This is a genomic window from Hydrogenophaga sp. PML113, assembly GCF_001777155.1.
GTDB classification, from domain to species: Bacteria; Pseudomonadota; Gammaproteobacteria; order Burkholderiales; family Burkholderiaceae_C; genus Hydrogenophaga; species Hydrogenophaga borbori.
In genome coordinates, this window is the sequence record NZ_MIYM01000007.1 from 145,348 (window position 1) to 162,705 (window position 17,358).

A 17,358-nucleotide genomic window follows, 5' to 3' on the forward strand; every position below is an offset into this window, starting at 1 on the left:
GGGGTTTGGCGTGAGCGCATCGCCACGTTTCGCCCTGGTGGCAGGCGAGGCCTCGGGCGATCTGCTCGCGGGCCTGCTGCTGGGTGGCCTGCGCCAGCGCTGGCCGGGCCTCACGGGCGTGGGCATCGGCGGTCCGCAGATGGTCGCCCAGGGTTTCGACGCCTGGTGGCCCAGCGAGCGGCTGGCCGTGCGCGGTTATGTCGAGGTTCTGCGGCACTACCGCGAAATCGTGGGCATACGCCAGCAGCTGCGCCAACGCCTGCTGCAAGGCGAGCGACCCGACGTTTTCATCGGGGTGGACGCGCCCGACTTCAACCTCGAACTCGAAGCGAGTCTCAAGGCGGCGGGCGTGCGCACGGTGCATTTCGTCTGTCCCTCGATCTGGGCCTGGCGGCCCGAGCGCGTGCGCAAGATCCAGGCGAGCGCCGACCACGTGCTGTGCATCTTTCCCTTCGAGCCCGCGCTGCTCGCCGAGCACGGCATCGCCGCCACCTACGTGGGGCACCCGGTGGCCAACGTGGTGCCCCTGGAGCCCGACCGCCAGGCCGCGCGCCGCCAGCTCGGCCTGCCCGAGGACGCTGAGGTGGTGGCGCTGTTGCCGGGCAGCCGTGGCTCGGAGGTCGACTACCTCGCGCACCGATTTTTCGAGGCGGCGCGGCTCATGCGGCGGGCGCGCCAGGGGCTGCGCTTCGTGTTGCCCGCCGTGCCCGTGCAGCGCGAGCGCATCGAGCGCGTGGCGCGCGAGGCGGGCGTGTCGGACCTGGTGCAGGTGGTGCCAGGTCAGTCGCATGCCGTGCTGGCCGCCTGTGATGCCACGCTGATCGCCAGCGGCACCGCCACGCTGGAGGCCGCGCTGTTCAAGCGGCCCATGGTCATTGCCTACAACATGAACTGGCTGTCCTGGCAGATCATGCGTCGCCAGCGCCTGCAGCCTTGGGTGGGCCTGCCCAACATCCTGTGCCAGGACTTCGTCGTGCCCGAGCTGCTGCAGGAAGAGGCCTCGCCCCAGCGCCTGGCGCAGGCCGTGCTCGACTGGCTCGACGCGCCCGAGCGCGTGCGCGCGCTGCAGGCCCGCTTCACGCAACTGCACCACCAGCTGCGCCGCGACACCGCGGCGCTGGCCACCGATGCGATCGAAGCGCTTCTTGCTCGCTGAGCAGGCCACGCTGGTGTGGGATACGCCCGGCCTGCACGCCGGCGTGGACGAGGCCGGCCGCGGTCCGCTCGCGGGTCCGGTGGTGGCGGCCGCGGTCATCCTCGACGAACTGCAGCCCATAGCGGGCCTGGCCGACTCCAAGCAGCTCAGCGCCGCGCGGCGCGAGCGGCTGTACGACGAGATCCGCGCCAAGGCCCTGTGCTGCAGCGTGGCCCTGGCCTCGGTGGAGGAGATCGACACGCTCAACATCCTGCAGGCCACCCTGCTGGCCATGCAGCGCGCGGTCGCCGGGCTGCGCCTGAAGCCGGTGAAGGTGCTGGTGGATGGCAACCGCCTGCCGCCGCTGGACGTGCTGGCCGAAGCCATCGTGCAAGGCGACGCCAAGGTACCGGCCATCTCGGCCGCCTCCATCCTGGCCAAGGTCACGCGCGACCGCCTGCTCGACGAGCTGCACCTGCGGCATCCGCAGTACGGCTTCAACCAACACAAGGGCTACGGCACCGCGCAACACCTGGACGCTTTGCGCCAGCACGGCCCCTTGCCCGAGCACCGGCGTTCCTTCGCGCCCGTGGCCCAGGCCCACGCGGCGCGCGTGAGCGCCGTGCGGCCGGCCGACGGCCTGGGCGCCGCCATGCCCGACGCGCGGGCCACGCCATGACCGTGACGCCGCAGGACATCCAGTCGCGCGACAACCCGCTCGTGAAGGAGCTGCGCGCGCTGGCGCAGGACAACACCGCCTACCGCCAGCGCGGACGGGTCTGGCTGGACGGCGACCACCTCTGCCGCGCGCTGCTGGCGCGCGGCCAGCGGCCGTCCATCGCTGTCTTCAGCGTCTCCGGCTGGCCGCGCGCCGACGCCGAACTGGTGGCCGCCGCGCCGCGCGTGGTGCGCCTGCCCGACGCCGTCATGGCCAGCGTGAGCGGCCTGGAGTCGCCCCCCGCCATGGGCTTCGTGACCGATCTGCCCGACGCGGCGGGGCTGCTGCCCGATGCGCCCACCGTGGTGCTCGACCGCCTGCAGGACGCCGGCAACGTGGGCTCCGTGCTGCGCAGCGCGGCCGCCTTCGGCTTCACGCAAGTGGCCGCGCTCAAGGGCTCGGCCGCGCTGTGGTCGCCCAAGGTGCTGCGCGCGGGCATGGGCGCGCATTTCGCCCTGCGCCTGGTCGAGGGCCTGGCGCCCGAGGCGCTGGCGTCCCTGTCGGTGCCGCTGCTGGTCACCAGCTCGCACCAGGGCGATTGGTTGCACCGGACCGCCTTGCCCTGGCCCTGCGCCTGGGTCATGGGCCACGAAGGGCAGGGCGTGGGCGAGGCGCTCATGGCGCGTGCGAGCCGCTTCGTGCGCATTGCGCAGCCCGGTGGCGAGGAGTCGCTCAACGTCGCCGCGGCGGCCGCCATCTGTCTGCACGCGAGCGCGGCCGGACGTTTCAACGGCGCCGGCGACTGAGGTCAGCAGGTGCCCTGGGTGCTGCGCCGCAACACAGCGGCGCGCTATAATTCGAGGGTTTAACTGCAATCGGCGCCATGCCCCGCGCGCCGCGGCTCCACACCCCAGGATTTCGCCCACCCAGCGCCCCCCCGGCCGGTGGACGCGAAGCCTGCGCGGCACCTGCCGACCGCGCGCGACGGCCAGCCCACCCCTTTTCTGGAGATCCCTGTGCTGCCCGTCCACCCGAAAGCCCTTCTCGCGCTCGCTGATGGAACGGTCTTTGAAGGCATCTCCATCGGCGCCACCGGCCAGACCGTGGGCGAGGTGGTGTTCAACACCGCGATCACCGGCTACCAGGAGATCCTCACCGATCCCAGCTACTGCCGCCAGATCGTCACGCTGACCTATCCCCACATCGGCAACACCGGCGTCAACCGCGAAGACGTGGAAGCCACGCGCGTGCACGCCGCCGGCCTGATCATCAAGGACCTGCCGCTGCTGGCCTCCAACTTCCGTTGCGAGGAAACCCTCTCCGACTACCTGCGCCGCGAGAACACCGTGGCCATCGCCGACCTGGACACGCGCGCGCTCACGCGCCGCCTGCGAACCCACGGCGCGCAGAACGGCTGCATCGTGGCGCTGGCGGCGGGCGAAGCCCTCACCGACGCGCACCGCGCCGCCGCCATTGCCGCCGCGAAGGCTGCGCCCAACATGGCGGGGCAGGACCTGGCCAAGGTGGTGTCCGTGGACAAGCCCTACGCCTGGTCCGAAACCGAGTGGACGCTGGGCCAGGGCTATGGCGAACTCAGCCAGGCCGCCTTCCATGTCGTCGCCTACGACTTCGGTGTCAAGCACAACATCCTGCGCATGCTGGCCTCGCGCGGCTGCCGCGTGACCGTGGTGCCCGCGCAGACGCCCGCGGCCGAGGTCTTCAAGCTCCAGCCCGACGGTGTGTTCCTCTCCAACGGCCCCGGCGACCCGGAGCCCTGCGACTACGCCATCGCCGCCGCGCGCGAGATCATCGACGCCGGCCTGCCCACCTTCGGCATCTGCCTGGGTCACCAGATCATGGCCTTGGCCAGCGGCGCCAAGACTTTCAAGATGAAGTTCGGCCACCATGGCGCGAACCACCCGGTGAAAGACCTGGACGACGGCCGCGTGTCCATCACCAGCCAGAACCACGGCTTCGCGGTCGACGAAAAGACCCTGCCCGCCAACCTGCGCCCCACGCACGTGAGCCTGTTCGACGGCACGCTGCAGGGCCTGGCCCGCACCGACCAGCCGGCCTTCTGCTTCCAGGGCCACCCTGAGGCCTCGCCCGGTCCGCACGACATCGGCTACCTGTTCGACCGCTTCGTCGCGCTCATGAAGGAGCGCGCGGCGGTCGCCGCCTGAGAAGGCCCGAATGAAGCTGTTCAGCTTTCCCGCCGCCGCCATCGAGAAGGCCATCGCCAAGCGCCAGCTCACGCTGCCGCCGCCGCACAAGGAGTGGTTCGCGCAGCGCTGGGCGCAGAAGCCCTACCGCAAGGCCTTCCTCGACCACAAGGCCGTGCCGCTGGTGACGCTGCTGGCCAAGTGCAAGACCTGGGACGACGAGACCTTCAACAGCGAAATGGCCGCGTGGGACGCGCGCTTCCACGAGGCCGAGGCCGAGGTCCTGCGCCCCCTGGTGCAGGGTGACGGCCTGTTGCAGCTGATGCAGAAGGCCATCCCCGCCGAGCGCGCGCAGGCGCTGCTGAACAAACTAGACCAACGCGCGGACCAATAACCCGCGAGCGACACAAGATGCCCAAGAGAACAGACATCCAGACCGTGCTGATCATCGGCGCCGGTCCCATCATCATCGGCCAGGCCTGCGAGTTCGATTACTCCGGCGTGCAGGCCTGCAAGGCCCTGCGCGAAGAGGGCTACCGCGTGGTGCTGATCAACAGCAACCCCGCCACCATCATGACCGACCCGGCCACGGCCGACGTCACCTACATCGAGCCCATCACCTGGCAGACGGTCGAGAAGATCATCGCCAAGGAGCGCCCCAAAACGGCCGGCGGCTTCGCCATCCTGCCGACCATGGGCGGCCAGACGGCGCTCAACTGCGCGCTGGACCTCTGGCGCCACGGCGTGCTGGCCAAATATGGCGTCGAGCTGATCGGCGCCACGCCCGAAGCCATCGACAAGGCCGAGGACCGCCTGAAGTTCAAGGACGCGATGACGCGCATCGGCCTGGGTTCGGCGCGCTCGGGCATCGCCCACACGCTGGAAGAGGCCTGGGGCGTGCAGAAGACCGTGGGCTTCCCGGTCGTCATTCGCCCCAGCTTCACGCTGGGCGGCACGGGCGGCGGCATCGCCTACAACCCCGAAGAGTTCGAGACCATCTGCAAGCGCGGCATCGAGGCCTCGCCCACCAATGAGCTGCTGATCGAAGAGTCGCTGCTCGGCTGGAAAGAGTACGAGATGGAGGTCGTGCGCGACAAGGCCGACAACTGCATCATCGTCTGCTCGATCGAAAACCTCGACCCCATGGGCGTGCACACCGGCGACTCGATCACCGTGGCGCCCGCGCAGACGCTGACCGACAAGGAGTACCAGATCCTGCGCAACGCCAGCCTGGCGGTGCTGCGCGAGATCGGCGTCGACACCGGTGGCTCCAACGTGCAGTTCTCCATCAACCCGAAAGACGGCCGCATGGTCGTCATCGAGATGAACCCGCGCGTGTCGCGTTCGTCCGCGCTGGCCTCCAAGGCCACGGGCTTCCCCATCGCCAAGGTCGCGGCCAAGCTGGCCGTGGGCTACACGCTCGACGAGCTGCGCAACGAGATCACCGGTGGCGCCACGCCCGCGAGCTTCGAGCCCTCGATCGACTACGTGGTCACCAAGATCCCGCGCTTCGCCTTCGAGAAGTTCAAGGACGCCGACGACCGCCTGACCACGCAGATGAAGTCCGTGGGCGAGGTCATGGCCATGGGCCGCACCTTCCAGGAGAGCTTCCAGAAGGCCCTGCGCGGCCTGGAGGTCGGCGTCGACGGCATGAACGAGAAGACGCAGGACCGCGAGACGCTGGAAAAGGAACTCGGTGAGCCCGGCCCCGAGCGCATCTGGTACGTGGGCGACGCCTTCGCCGCGGGCTGGACGGTCGACGAGGTGCACCAGTTCACCAAGATCGACAAGTGGTTCCTCGTGCAGATCGAGGAGATCGTCAAGCTCGAACTCGCCATGGACGCGCTGACCGCGCAGAAGGGCGAGGGCGCGCTGGCCTCGCTGGACGTGGCCACGCTGCGGGGCCTGAAGAAGAAAGGCTTCTCCGATCGCCGCCTGGCCAAGCTGCTCAAGACCAGCGACACCGCCGTGCGGGCGCGCCGCCGCGAGCTGGGCGTGCGCCCGGTCTACAAGCGCGTGGACACCTGCGCGGCCGAATTCGCCACCACCACGGCCTACCTGTACTCCACTTACGAAGGCCACGGCCAGGCCGAGTGCGAGGCCGAGCCCACTGGCAACAAGAAGATCATGGTGCTGGGCGGCGGTCCCAACCGCATCGGCCAGGGCATCGAGTTCGACTACTGCTGCGTGCACGCCGCGCTCGCCATGCGCGAGGATGGCTACGAGACCATCATGGTCAACTGCAACCCCGAGACCGTGTCGACCGACTACGACACCAGCGACCGCCTCTACTTCGAGCCGCTCACGCTGGAAGACGTGCTGGAGATCGTCGACAAGGAAAAGCCGGCCGGCGTGATCGTGCAGTACGGCGGCCAGACGCCGCTGAAGCTCGCGCTGGGCCTGGAGGCCGCGGGCGTGCCCATCATCGGCACCTCGCCCGACATGATCGACGCGGCCGAAGACCGCGAGCGTTTCCAGAAGCTGCTGCACGAGCTCAAGCTGCGCCAGCCGCCCAACGCCACCGCGCGCACCGAGACGGAAGCGCTCGAGAAGGCCGCCGCGCTGGGTTACCCGCTGGTGGTGCGCCCGAGCTATGTGCTCGGCGGCCGCGCCATGGAAATCGTGCACGAGCAGCGCGACCTCGAGCGCTACATGCGCGAGGCCGTGAAGGTCAGCAACGATTCGCCGGTGCTGCTCGACCGCTTCCTCAACGACGCCATCGAGTGCGACGTGGACGCCGTGCGCGACGCCACGGGCCGCGTGTTCATCGGCGGCGTGATGGAGCACATCGAACAGGCCGGCGTGCACAGCGGCGACTCCGCCTGCTCGCTGCCGCCGTACTACCTGAGCAAGGCCACGGTGGACGAGCTCAAGCGCCAGACCGCGGCCATGGCCCAGGGCCTGAACGTGGTCGGTCTCATGAACGTGCAGTTCGCGATCCAGGAGATCGAGGAAGACGGCCAGAAGAAGGACGTGATCTACGTGCTCGAAGTGAACCCGCGCGCCTCGCGCACGGTGCCCTTCGTCTCCAAGGCCACGGGCATTCAGCTGGCCAAGGTGGCCGCGCGCTGCATGGCCGGCCAGTCACTCGACTCGCAGGGCATCGGTGAAGAGGTGGTGCCGCCGTACTTCAGCGTGAAGGAAGCGGTCTTCCCCTTCGTCAAGTTCCCGGGCGTGGACACCATCCTCGGCCCCGAGATGAAGTCCACCGGCGAGGTCATGGGTGTGGGCAAGACCTTCGGCGAAGCCTTCGTGAAGAGCCAGATCGGCGCGGGCACCAAGCTGCCCACGGCGGGCAAGGTCTTCCTGACGGTGAAGAACAGCGACAAGCCGCGGGCCGTGGACGTGGCGCGCCAGCTCGTCGACCTGGGCTTCGAGCTGATCGCCACGCGCGGCACGGCCGCCGCCATCGAGGCGGCCGGCCTGGCGGTGCAGACGGTCAACAAGGTCACCGAGGGCCGCCCGCACATCGTGGACATGATCAAGAACGGCGACATCGCGCTGGTGATCAACACGGTGGAGGAGCGCCGCAACGCCATCGCCGACTCGCGCGCGATTCGCACTTCGGCGCTGCTGGCGCGCGTCACCACCTTCACCACCATCGCGGGCGCCGAGGCGGCCGTCGAGGGCATGAAGTACATGGCCAGCCTGGACGTCATCTCGGTGCAGGACATGCACGCGCTGATCGCGGCCTGAACAGAGGCCCACCACCTCCGCGCCTCGCGCGATCCGCCGGCGCGGCATTGACCCGCGTGCCCTTCGGGGCATAATGCCTTTCACGACACCGCCGAGCGGCAACGCCCGGCGGTTTGCTTTTGTGGAGAGACATCTATGGCCACCATCCCCATCACCAAGCGCGGCGCCGAAAAGCTCAAGGAAGAGCTGCACCGCCTCAAGACCGTCGACCGCCCCGCGGTCATCAGCGCCATCGCCGAGGCGCGCGCTCAGGGCGACCTGAGCGAGAACGCCGAGTACGACGCCGCCAAGGACCGCCAGGGCTTCATCGAAGGCCGCATCGCCGAGATCGAGGGCAAGCTGTCGACGGCGCAGATCATCGACCCCTCGGCCCTGAACGCGGGCGGCAAGGTGGTGTTCGGCGCCACCGTGGAACTCGAGGACGAGGACAGCGGCTCGGCCGTCACGTACCAGATCGTGGGCGAGGACGAGGCCGACCTGAAGGAAGGCCTGATCAACATCGGCAGCCCGATCGCGCGCGCGCTGATCGGCAAGGAAGAGGGCGACACCGCCGAGGTGCAGGCGCCCGGCGGTTTGCGCCGCTACGAAATCGTGGCCGTGCGCTACGCTTGAGCGCGCGGACCATGCGCCTGCAACGCCCCGCGCTGATGCTGGCCGCTCTCTGGTGGGGCGGCATCACGGCCTTGAGCTTCCTGGCCGTGCCCACCTTGTTCGCCGCCCTGGGCAACCCGGCCGTGGCCGGGCCGGTGGCGGCGAAGCTGTTCTCGCTGCAGTGCCAGGCGGGCCTGGTCATCGGCTTGGTGCTGCTGATCCTGGTGCGCCAGGGCGGCCCTTCGCCGATGGCCCGCACCGCGCTGGCCCTGGTCTGTGTGGCCATGGCGCTGGCCGTGCTGCAGGAGTACGGCGTGGCGCAGAAGATCGTGAGCGCGCGCGCCAGCGGCGGCGATCTCAGGCTCTGGCACGGCGCGGGCAGCGCCCTGGTGCTGGGCCAGTGGCTGTGCAGCGGCGCCCTGCTGTGGCGCCTGAGCGGGCCCCGGCCCGCGGGCGGCGATCAGCCCGCCTGAACGCCGGCCTGGCGCTCGGCCGAGTCGAGCGTGTTCACCATCAGCATGGTGATCGTCATGGGGCCCACGCCACCGGGCACGGGCGTGATCCAGTCGGCCACTTCCTTGACCCCGTCGAAGTCCACGTCGCCGCAGAGCTTGCCGGCCTCGTTGCGGTTCATGCCCACGTCGATCACCACGGCGCCGGGCTTGACCATGTCGGCCGTCAGCACATTGCGCTTGCCCACGGCGGCCACCACCACGTCGGCCTGGCGCGTGAACGCCGCCAGGTCCTTCGTGCCGCTGTGGCAGACGGTGACGGTGGCGTTGGCCTGCAACAGCATCAACGCCATGGGCTTGCCCACGATGTTGCTGCGCCCGATCACCACCGCGTGCTTGCCGCGCAGGTCGACGCCGATGTGCTCCAGCATCTTCATGCAGCCATGCGGCGTGCAGGGCCAGAAGCCGGGCAGGCCGGTCATCAGCGCGCCGGCGCTGGCCACGTGAAAGCCGTCCACGTCCTTGGCGGGGGAGATGGCCTCGATCACCTTCTGCGCGTCGATGTGCGCGGGCAGCGGCAGCTGCACCAGGATGCCGTGGATCGTCGGGTCCTGATTCATGGCCTGCACGCGCGCCAGCAGCTCGGCCTCGCTCAGCGTGGCGGGCCAGGTTTCCAGCACCGAGTGCATGCCGGTGTCCTCGCAGGCCTTGACCTTGTTGCGCACGTAGACCTGCGAGGCCGGGTTGTCGCCGACCAGGATCACGGCCAGGCCGGGCGTGAGGCCGCGGTTGCGCAGGGCCTGCACGCGCTGCGCCACGTCGGCGCGGAGTTGGCGGGAGAGGGCGTTGCCGTCGATGAGCTGGGCGGTCATGGCTGCAAGAGAGTGAAGGCTGGGAAAACGAAACGCCCGCCAAGGTGGCGGGCGTTGGTGGGTGGCTGTGGGGTCAGGCTTTCGCGGGCGTTTGGCCCAGGGCGATCTTGAGCAGGTCGGCCACCGTATTGGCGCCGAGCTTTTCCATGATGTTGGCGCGGTGCGCCTCCACCGTCTTGATGCTGATGCCCAGGTCGTCGGCGATCTGCTTGTTCAGGCGGCCGGCGACGATGCGCTCGAGCACCTGCGATTCGCGGCCGGTGAGCTTGGAGAGCAGGGCGTCGCGGCTGGCGGCCTGCTGATGGGTCGTGAAGGCCTCGCGCGCGTGTTCCAGCATGCGCTCGACCAGGGCCACCAGTTGGTCTTCCTTGAAGGGCTTCTGGATGAAGTCCAGCGCGCCCTTTTTCATGGATTCGACCGCCATGGGCACGTCGCCGTGGCCGGTGATGAAGACGATGGGCAAGGGGGACTGGCGCTCGACCAGGCGGTCCTGCAGTTCCATGCCGGTCATGCCGCCCATGCGGATGTCAGCGATGAGGCAGGCCACTTCGCGGGCGTCGTACCGGGAGAGGAAGGCCTCCGCCGATTCAAAACAGCGAACCCGGAAGTCCTTGCCCTCGAGCAGCCACTGGAGGGAATCGCGCACGGCCTCGTCGTCATCGACGACATAGACGGTGCCCTTTTTGGGGATCAGGCTCATCTCGCTCTCTCGGTGTCCGTCAGTGGTTCGTTGGCGGCAGTGTCCGACGAACCCTGGGGTTGAAGTCGCGGCGCGACGGGGATCCAGAAGCTGAAACAGCACCCCGTCACCTCGGTGCCATTGTAGAGGTTCTCCATCCGCATCCGGCCGTGGTGCGACTCGACGATGCTGCGGCACAGCTTGAGGCCGATGCCCATGCCCTCGCTCTTGGTGCTGTAGAAGGCCTCGTAGATGCGCTCGATCATCTCGTCGGGCACGCCCTTGCCCGAGTCGCGCACCTCGAACTCGACCACGCCCTCGCCGTCCAGCTGGCGCGGCGCCACGCGCAGCTCCACCAGGCGCTCGCCCAGCGGGCGGCCCGCCTGCACGATGGACTCGCCGGCGTTCTTGAGCAGGTTGATGAGCACCTGCTCGATCAGAATCGGGTCCACCATCAGCGCCGGCAGGCGCGCGGCCACGTAGGGCGTGAGCCGCACCTGCTGGCGGCGCAGCTCGATGTCGGCCAGCTCGATGGCGTTGTTCACCATCTGGGCCACATCCGACAGCGTGGGGTTGGGCTCGCTGCGCTTCACGAAGGCGCGGATGCGCTGGATGATCTGGCCCGCGCGCTGGGCCTGGCGCGCGGTCTTGTCCAGCGCCACCAGCATTTCCTCGGGTGAGATGCGCTGCTCCTGCAGGCGCGAAATGATGCCGGTGCAATAGTTGCTGATGGCGGTGAGCGGCTGGTTGAGTTCGTGCGCCACGCTGGAGGCCATCTCGCCCATGGTGATGAGGCGGCTGGCGGTCTGGGCGCGCTCGGTCTGGCGCGCGGCCTGTTCCTCGGCGGCGCGCCGCGGCGTGATGTCGCTGGCGATCACCATCTGCGCCAGTCGCCCGTCTACCCAGGTGAGGTAGCGCGTGCGCACCTCCAGCCAGCGGTCGAGTTCCTGCACGAAGACCTCGGCGTTCTCCACGCCGGCGTCGGTGAGCGTGCCGGTGGGCATGCCGGCGAAGGCGTCGACCGGGTCGGCGTCGTCCATGCTGGGCTGGGGCTGGTTGCCCGCCAGGTCCACCAGGTGGCGGTGGCCCTGGCCGCGCGTGCCGAACCACAGGCGGTACATCTTGTTGGCGAACAGCAGTTCCTCGCTGCCCAGCGGCGCCACCGACACGGCCGAGTCCAGCGACTCCAGCACGGTGGTGAAGCGCTCATAGGAGGCCGACAGCTCCTCGCGGATGCGCTTGGGCTCGGTGATGTCGGTCATGGAGGTCATCCAGCCGGTCTGGTGTCCCTTCGGGTCGATCAGCGGCGAGACGTACATGCGCGCGTCGAACACCGTGCCGTTGCGCCGGCGCACGCGCACCTCGAAGCCGCCGGGCGTGGAGCGGCCGTTGAGCTCGTCGTCCAGTCGCGCGTGCAGCAGCTCGTGGTCCTCCTCGGGCCAATAGGGAAAGGGCGCGGTGCGGCCTACCAGCTCGGCCTCGGTCCAGCCCGTCATGGAGCAGAACGCGGGGTTGACGTAGGTGATGCGGCCCTGCATGTCCAGCGCGCGCATGCCGGTGAGCATGGAGTTCTCCATGGCGCGGCGGAAATTGGTCTCGGCCACCAGGGCCTGCTGGGCCTGCACGCGCCGGCGCGTGTGGCGCCAGGTGCCGATCAGCATCCACACCGTGAGCGCCGACAGCGCGCCGATGACCCCGACAAAGCCCGAACCCACGATGTCCTGCGAGGTGCGGTAGCCCTGGGCCTTGAGGATCAGGCCGTTGCCCACGGGCGAGACCGGCACCTCGTGCTCCAGCGAGGGCGTGGACCAGGGCAGGAAGGACAGCACTGGCTCGGCCGTCTGCAGGCTACCGGCCAACACGGTGCCGCTGTCGTCCAGCAGGGCCACGGCGTAGCGCGCCATGATCTCGGGCGGCATGCCGAAGCGCACCAGGCCGTCCACCGAGTACTCGCCCATCACGGTGCCGGCGAAGCGGCCCTGCTCGGACAGCGGCACGTGCAGCATCAGCCGCGCGCTGCGCGGGTCGTTGTCGGCGAGCGGGCGCGAGTAGATCGGCTGGCGCAGGTCGCGCGCGAGGTCGAAGCTGCCGTCGGTCTCGGATGGCGAGAGCGAGCTGCCCACGCTGCGCATGAGCGCGACGGGCGCGCTGGGCGAGGTGTAGCCCGACAACACGCGGCGGCGGCTGTCCACCCAGGTGATGGCCAGCAGCTCGGGGAACTGGCTCACCAGGGTCTCGGCCTGGAAGGCGAACTCCTCCGTGTCCAGGGCCTGGTTGTCGATCTCGCGGGCCAGGCGCATCAATTGCTCCTGGCGTTCCAGCAGCCGCAGCCGCAAGCGCTGCTGGGCGTACTCGACGTCGCGCGTGACGGCCTCGCGCTCGCGGTCGATCTCCTCGAAGCGCAGGTAGGCGATGGCCACCACGATGGCGGCCAGGAACAGCAGCACCGCCAGCAGCGGGCCGAGCGTGGCGAAGCGGTCCTGCCGCGATGGTGGCAGCCGGCGCCACCAGCGTTTCCACCACGGCGGGGTGGTGGCAGGGGGGGTATATGACATGGCGGGAGGAGTCTACGTGAGGGGAAATGGTTTCATGGCCGGCCCCTATTGGAAATTTCACATAAAGAAATCAATAGGCGCATATTGAAATGCCCAGGCCGCTGTGGAAGAATCCAAGACTTCACCGAACGGGCTCCGTAAGCTCGCCTTCATACATCAGGAGACAGCGATGTCAGCGAACGACACGAACAGCGGCGCGGGCGCCGTGGACCACGACGTCCAGGAGACGCGGGAATGGATGGAGGCGCTGGCCGCCGTCATCGAGAAAGAAGGTCCCGAGCGCGCGCACTTCCTGCTGGAGCAGCTCCTCGAAGAAGCCCGCCAGCACAGCGTGAACATGCCGTTCTCGGCCACCACGGGCTACGTCAACACCATCGAGCCCGGCGAAGAGGCCCGCAACCCGGGCAATCTGGAGCTTGAAGGCCGGCTGCGCGCCTACATGCGCTGGAACGCCATGGCCATGGTCGTGAAGGCCAACCGCCTGGACCCGGCCGACGGCGGCGACCTGGGTGGCCACATCAGCTCTTTCCAGTCGCTCGCGCACATGTTCGCGGTCGGCTTCAACCACTTCTGGCACGCCGACGACACCGACAACGGCGGCAAGCACGGCGGCGACCTGCTCTACATCCAGGGCCACAGCGCGCCCGGCATCTACGCCCGCGCCTTCATGGAAGGCCGCCTGAGCGAGGAGCACCTGCTCAATTTCCGCCAGGAGGTGGACGGCAAAGGCCTGTCCAGCTACCCGCACCCCAAGCTCATGCCCGGGTTCTGGCAGTTCCCCACCGTGTCCATGGGACTGGGGCCGCTCATGGCGATCTACCAGGCGCGTTTCCTCAAGTACCTGCACGCGCGCGGCATCGCCGACACCTCCCAGCGCAAGGTCTGGGTGTTCTGTGGCGACGGCGAGATGGACGAGCCCGAGAGCCTGGGCGCCATCGGTCTGGCGGCGCGCGAAAAGCTCGACAACCTGGTGTTCGTCGTCAACTGCAACCTGCAGCGCCTGGACGGCCCGGTGCGCGGCAACGGCAAGATCATCCAGGAGCTGGAAGGCGAGTTCCGCGGCTCGGGCTGGAACGTCATCAAGCTGCTGTGGGGCAGCGAGTGGGACGCCCTGCTGGCGCGCGACAAGGACGGCGCGCTGCGCAAGGTCATGATGGACACGCTGGACGGCGACTACCAGGCCTTCAAGGCCAACGACGGCGCCTTCGTGCGCAAGAACTTCTTCGGCCGCGACCCGCGCACGCTGGAGCTGGTGTCCAAGATGAGCGACGACGACATCTGGGCGCTGCGCCGCGGTGGCCACGATGCCCAGAAGGTGTACGCCGCCTTCCACCGCGCCTTCCACCACGAGGGCCAGCCCACGGTGCTGCTGGTCAAGACGGTCAAGGGCTATGGCATGGGCAAGGCCGGCGAGGGCAAGAACACCGCCCACCAGACCAAGAAGCTGTCGGACGATGACATCCGCTACATGCGCGACCGCTTCAACATCCCGATCCCGGACAGCGAGCTGCCCAAGATCCCGTTCTACAAGCCGGCCGACGACACGCCGGAGATGAAGTACCTGCACGACCGCCGCAAGGCCCTGGGCGGCTACCTGCCGCACCGCCGCGCCAAGAGCAGCGAGAGCTTCACCGTGCCGGCGCTGGAGACCTTCAAGGCAGTGCTGGAACCCACGGCCGAGGGCCGCGAGATCAGCACCACCCAGGCCTATGTGCGTTTCCTGACGCAACTGCTGCGCGACCAGGCGCTGGGCCCGCGCGTGGTGCCCATCCTGGTGGACGAGGCGCGCACCTTCGGCATGGAAGGCCTGTTCCGCCAGATCGGCATCTACAACCCCAAGGGTCAGCTGTACACCCCGGTCGATAAAGACCAGGTCATGTACTACAAGGAAGACAAGGCGGGCCAGATCCTGCAGGAAGGCATCAACGAAGCCGGCGGCATGGCCAGCTGGATCGCCGCGGCCACCTCGTACTCGACGAACAACCGCATCATGGTGCCGTTCTACGTGTACTACTCGATGTTCGGTTTCCAGCGCATCGGCGACCTGGCCTGGGCGGCGGGCGACATGCAGGCCCGCGGCTTCCTGCTCGGCGGCACCTCGGGGCGCACCACGCTCAACGGCGAAGGCCTGCAGCACGAGGACGGCCACAGCCACATCATGGCGGGCACCATTCCCAACTGCGTGAGCTACGACCCGACCTTCGCGCACGAGGTGGCGGTGATCATGCACCACGGTCTCAAGCGCATGGTGGAGCGCCAGGAGAACGTCTTCTATTACCTCACGCTGCTCAACGAGAACTACCCCATGCCCGGCCTGCAGCCCGGCACCGAGGAGCAGATCATCAAGGGCATGTACCTGTGCAAGCAGGCGCCCGCGCTCAAGAAGGACGCGCCCACGGTGCAGCTGCTGGGCAGCGGCACCATCCTGCGCGAGGCGTTCGCCGCGCAGGAGCTGCTGGAGAAGGACTGGGGTGTGGCCGCTGGCATCTGGAGCTGCCCGAGCTTCAACGAGTTGACGCGCGACGGCCAGGACGTGGAGCGCTGGAACCTGCTGCACCCCACCGAGAAGCCGCGCACGGCCTTCGTGACCGAGCAACTGGCCAAGACCACGGGCCCGGTGATCGCCTCCACCGACTACATGAAGAACTACGCGGAGCAGATCCGTCCCTTCGTGCCCAAGGACCGCACCTACAAGGTGCTGGGCACCGACGGCTTCGGCCGCAGCGACTTCCGCAGCAAGCTGCGCGAGCACTTCGAGGTGAACCGCCACTACATCGTGCTGGCCGCGCTGAAGGCGCTGGCCGACGAGGGCAAGCTGCCGGCGGCCAAGGTGGCCGAGGCGATCCAGAAATACGGCATCAAGGCCGACAAGATCAACCCGCTCCACGCCTGAGCACCGGAGACCGACATGGCAAGCATTGAAGTGAAGGTCCCGGACATCGGGGATTTCGACGAAGTGGCGGTGATCGAGCTGCTGGTCAAGCCCGGCGACACCGTGAAGGCCGAGCAGTCGCTCATCACCGTGGAGAGCGACAAGGCCTCGATGGAGATCCCGTCCTCGCACGCGGGGGTGGTGAAGGAGCTGAAGGTCCAGCTCGGCGACAAGGTGAAGCAGGGCTCGGTGGTGGTCGTGCTGGAGGCCGACGCTGCCGCCGCACCGGCGCCCGCCGCAGCCGCACCGGCGCCCGCTGCCTCGCCCGCGCAGCCGCCGGCTCCAGCACCCGCCGCAGCGGCACCTGCCGGCCCGGTCGAGGTGCGCGTGCCCGACATCGGCGACTTCAAGGACGTCGCGGTGATCGAGGTGCTGGTCAAACCCGGCGACGCGGTCAAGGTCGAGCAGTCGCTCATCACCGTGGAGAGCGACAAGGCCTCGATGGAGATTCCCTCGTCGTCGGCTGGCGTGCTCAAGGAACTCAAGGTCAAGGTGGGCGACAAGCTCAACATCGGCGACCTGATCGCGGTGCTGGAAGGGTCGGCCGCCACGGGCGCGCCCGCGCAGGCGCCGGCCCCCGCCCCGGCCGCCACCGCTCCCGCCCCGGCCCAGGCGTCCAGCCCGGCGCCCGCCGCGGCGGCGCCCTCGGCCGCGCCGGCCCAGGCCCCCGCGCACAACCCCACCGTGCCGCCCGTGGGCCTGCCGCACGCCTCGCCCTCGGTGCGCAAGTTCGCGCGCGAGCTGGGCGTGCCGCTGGCCGAGGTCAAGGGCAACGGCCCCAAGGGCCGCATCACGCTGGAGGACGTGCAGAACTTCACCAAGGCCGTGATGGCGGGCAGCGCGCAGACGCAGGCCCAGGCCGCCAAGGCCCCGGCCGGTGGCGGCGGCATGGGCATGGACCTGCTGCCTTGGCCCAAGGTCGACTTCACCAAGTTTGGCCCGGTCGAGCGCAAGGACCTCTCGCGCATCAAGAAGATCAGCGGCGCCAACCTGCACCGCAACTGGGTGATGATCCCGCACGTCACCAACAACGACGAGGCGGACATCACCGAACTGGAGGCCTTCCGCGTGGCCACCAACAAGGAGAACGAGAAGTCCGGCGTGAAGGTCACCATGCTGGCCTTCGTGATCAAGGCGGTGGTCTCGGCGCTGAAGAAATTCCCCGAGTTCAACGCCAGCCTCGACGGCGACACCCTGGTCTACAAGCAGTACTTCCACATCGGCTTCGCGGCCGACACGCCCAATGGCCTGGTGGTGCCCGTGCTGAGGGACGCCGACAAGAAGGGCGTCCTGCAGATCAGCCAGGAAATGGGCGATCTGGCCAAGAAGGCGCGCGACGGCAAGATGGGCCCGGCCGACATGAGCGGCGGCTGCTTCTCCATCAGCTCGCTCGGCGGCATTGGCGGCACGCACTTCACGCCCATCATCAACGCGCCGGAGGTGGCCATCCTCGGCCTGTCCAAGAGCCAGATGAAGCCGGTGTGGGACGGCCAGCAGTTCGTGCCGCGCCTGACGCTGCCGCTGTCGCTGTCCTACGACCACCGCGTCATCGACGGCGCGGCCGCTGCGCGTTTCAATGCGTACCTCGGCCAGGTGCTGGCGGACTTCCGCCGCGTGCTGCTGTAA

General features: G+C 68.7%; 13 protein-coding genes. 10 read left to right on the forward strand and 3 right to left on the reverse strand.

Annotated features, from left to right (window positions below; genetic code table 11):
* Window positions 1–10: 10 nt before the first annotated feature.
* The 8 genes from lpxB (at window position 11) to BHU06_RS15010 (ending at window position 8,715) form a co-directional block, all read left to right on the forward strand.
* A complete protein-coding gene (gene lpxB, locus BHU06_RS14975) occupies window positions 11–1,156 on the forward strand; it encodes a lipid-A-disaccharide synthase (protein ID WP_083293257.1) in 1,146 nt (381 codons plus the stop codon).
* Entirely contained in the window at window positions 1,128–1,814 is a 687-nt protein-coding gene (gene rnhB, locus BHU06_RS14980) for a ribonuclease HII (RefSeq protein ID WP_070400007.1), read from the forward strand. The genes lpxB and rnhB overlap by 29 nt, the downstream gene beginning before the upstream one ends.
* Window positions 1,811–2,599 (forward strand): RNA methyltransferase, encoded by a 789-nt coding sequence (locus BHU06_RS14985; RefSeq protein WP_070400008.1) that lies wholly within the window; start codon window positions 1,811–1,813, stop codon window positions 2,597–2,599. The genes rnhB and BHU06_RS14985 overlap by 4 nt, the downstream gene beginning before the upstream one ends.
* A 210-nt stretch (window positions 2,600–2,809) precedes the next feature.
* Window positions 2,810–3,976: a glutamine-hydrolyzing carbamoyl-phosphate synthase small subunit gene (gene carA / locus BHU06_RS14990; protein WP_070400009.1), complete on the forward strand. Its 1,167-nt coding sequence runs from the start codon at window positions 2,810–2,812 to the stop codon at window positions 3,974–3,976.
* 10 nt (window positions 3,977–3,986) lie between these two features.
* Window positions 3,987–4,349 (forward strand): hypothetical protein, encoded by a 363-nt coding sequence (locus BHU06_RS14995; protein ID WP_070400010.1) that lies wholly within the window; start codon window positions 3,987–3,989, stop codon window positions 4,347–4,349.
* Between the two features lie 17 nt (window positions 4,350–4,366).
* Complete coding sequence (gene carB / locus BHU06_RS15000; protein WP_070400011.1) at window positions 4,367–7,651, forward strand: carbamoyl-phosphate synthase large subunit; 3,285 nt, start codon at window positions 4,367–4,369, stop codon at window positions 7,649–7,651.
* 135 nt (window positions 7,652–7,786) lie between these two features.
* The gene (greA, locus tag BHU06_RS15005) at window positions 7,787–8,263 is read left to right on the forward strand and encodes a transcription elongation factor GreA (RefSeq protein WP_070400012.1); all 477 of its coding nucleotides are present in this window, start codon (window positions 7,787–7,789) and stop codon (window positions 8,261–8,263) included.
* A gap of 11 nt (window positions 8,264–8,274) precedes the next feature.
* The gene (locus BHU06_RS15010; RefSeq protein WP_070400013.1) at window positions 8,275–8,715 is read left to right on the forward strand and encodes a DUF4149 domain-containing protein; all 441 of its coding nucleotides are present in this window, start codon (window positions 8,275–8,277) and stop codon (window positions 8,713–8,715) included.
* On the opposite strand, the gene folD is transcribed toward BHU06_RS15010, so the two are convergent.
* The 3 genes from folD to BHU06_RS15025 all read right to left on the reverse strand — a co-directional run bounded on the left by folD (window position 8,703) and on the right by BHU06_RS15025 (window position 12,800).
* Window positions 8,703–9,566, reverse strand: a complete 864-nt coding sequence (gene folD / locus BHU06_RS15015; RefSeq protein WP_070400014.1) for a bifunctional methylenetetrahydrofolate dehydrogenase/methenyltetrahydrofolate cyclohydrolase FolD — start codon at window positions 9,564–9,566, stop codon at window positions 8,703–8,705. The two genes, BHU06_RS15010 and folD, sit on opposite strands and share 13 nt — an antisense overlap.
* A gap of 73 nt (window positions 9,567–9,639) precedes the next feature.
* Complete coding sequence (locus BHU06_RS15020) at window positions 9,640–10,266, reverse strand: response regulator transcription factor (RefSeq protein ID WP_070400015.1); 627 nt, start codon at window positions 10,264–10,266, stop codon at window positions 9,640–9,642.
* Window positions 10,263–12,800: a PAS domain-containing sensor histidine kinase gene (locus BHU06_RS15025; protein WP_070400016.1), complete on the reverse strand. Its 2,538-nt coding sequence runs from the start codon at window positions 12,798–12,800 to the stop codon at window positions 10,263–10,265. Before BHU06_RS15025 ends, BHU06_RS15020 begins: the two co-directional genes overlap by 4 nt.
* Before the next feature lie 169 nt (window positions 12,801–12,969).
* Between BHU06_RS15025 and aceE the strand changes: the two genes are divergently transcribed.
* Together aceE and aceF are read left to right on the forward strand one after the other, a co-directional pair.
* The gene (aceE, locus tag BHU06_RS15030; RefSeq protein ID WP_070400017.1) at window positions 12,970–15,693 is read left to right on the forward strand and encodes a pyruvate dehydrogenase (acetyl-transferring), homodimeric type; all 2,724 of its coding nucleotides are present in this window, start codon (window positions 12,970–12,972) and stop codon (window positions 15,691–15,693) included.
* Between the two features lie 15 nt (window positions 15,694–15,708).
* Window positions 15,709–17,358 carry a dihydrolipoyllysine-residue acetyltransferase gene (aceF, locus tag BHU06_RS15035; protein WP_070400018.1) on the forward strand — a complete coding sequence of 550 codons (1,650 nt, stop codon included), beginning with the start codon at window positions 15,709–15,711 and terminating at the stop codon, window positions 17,356–17,358.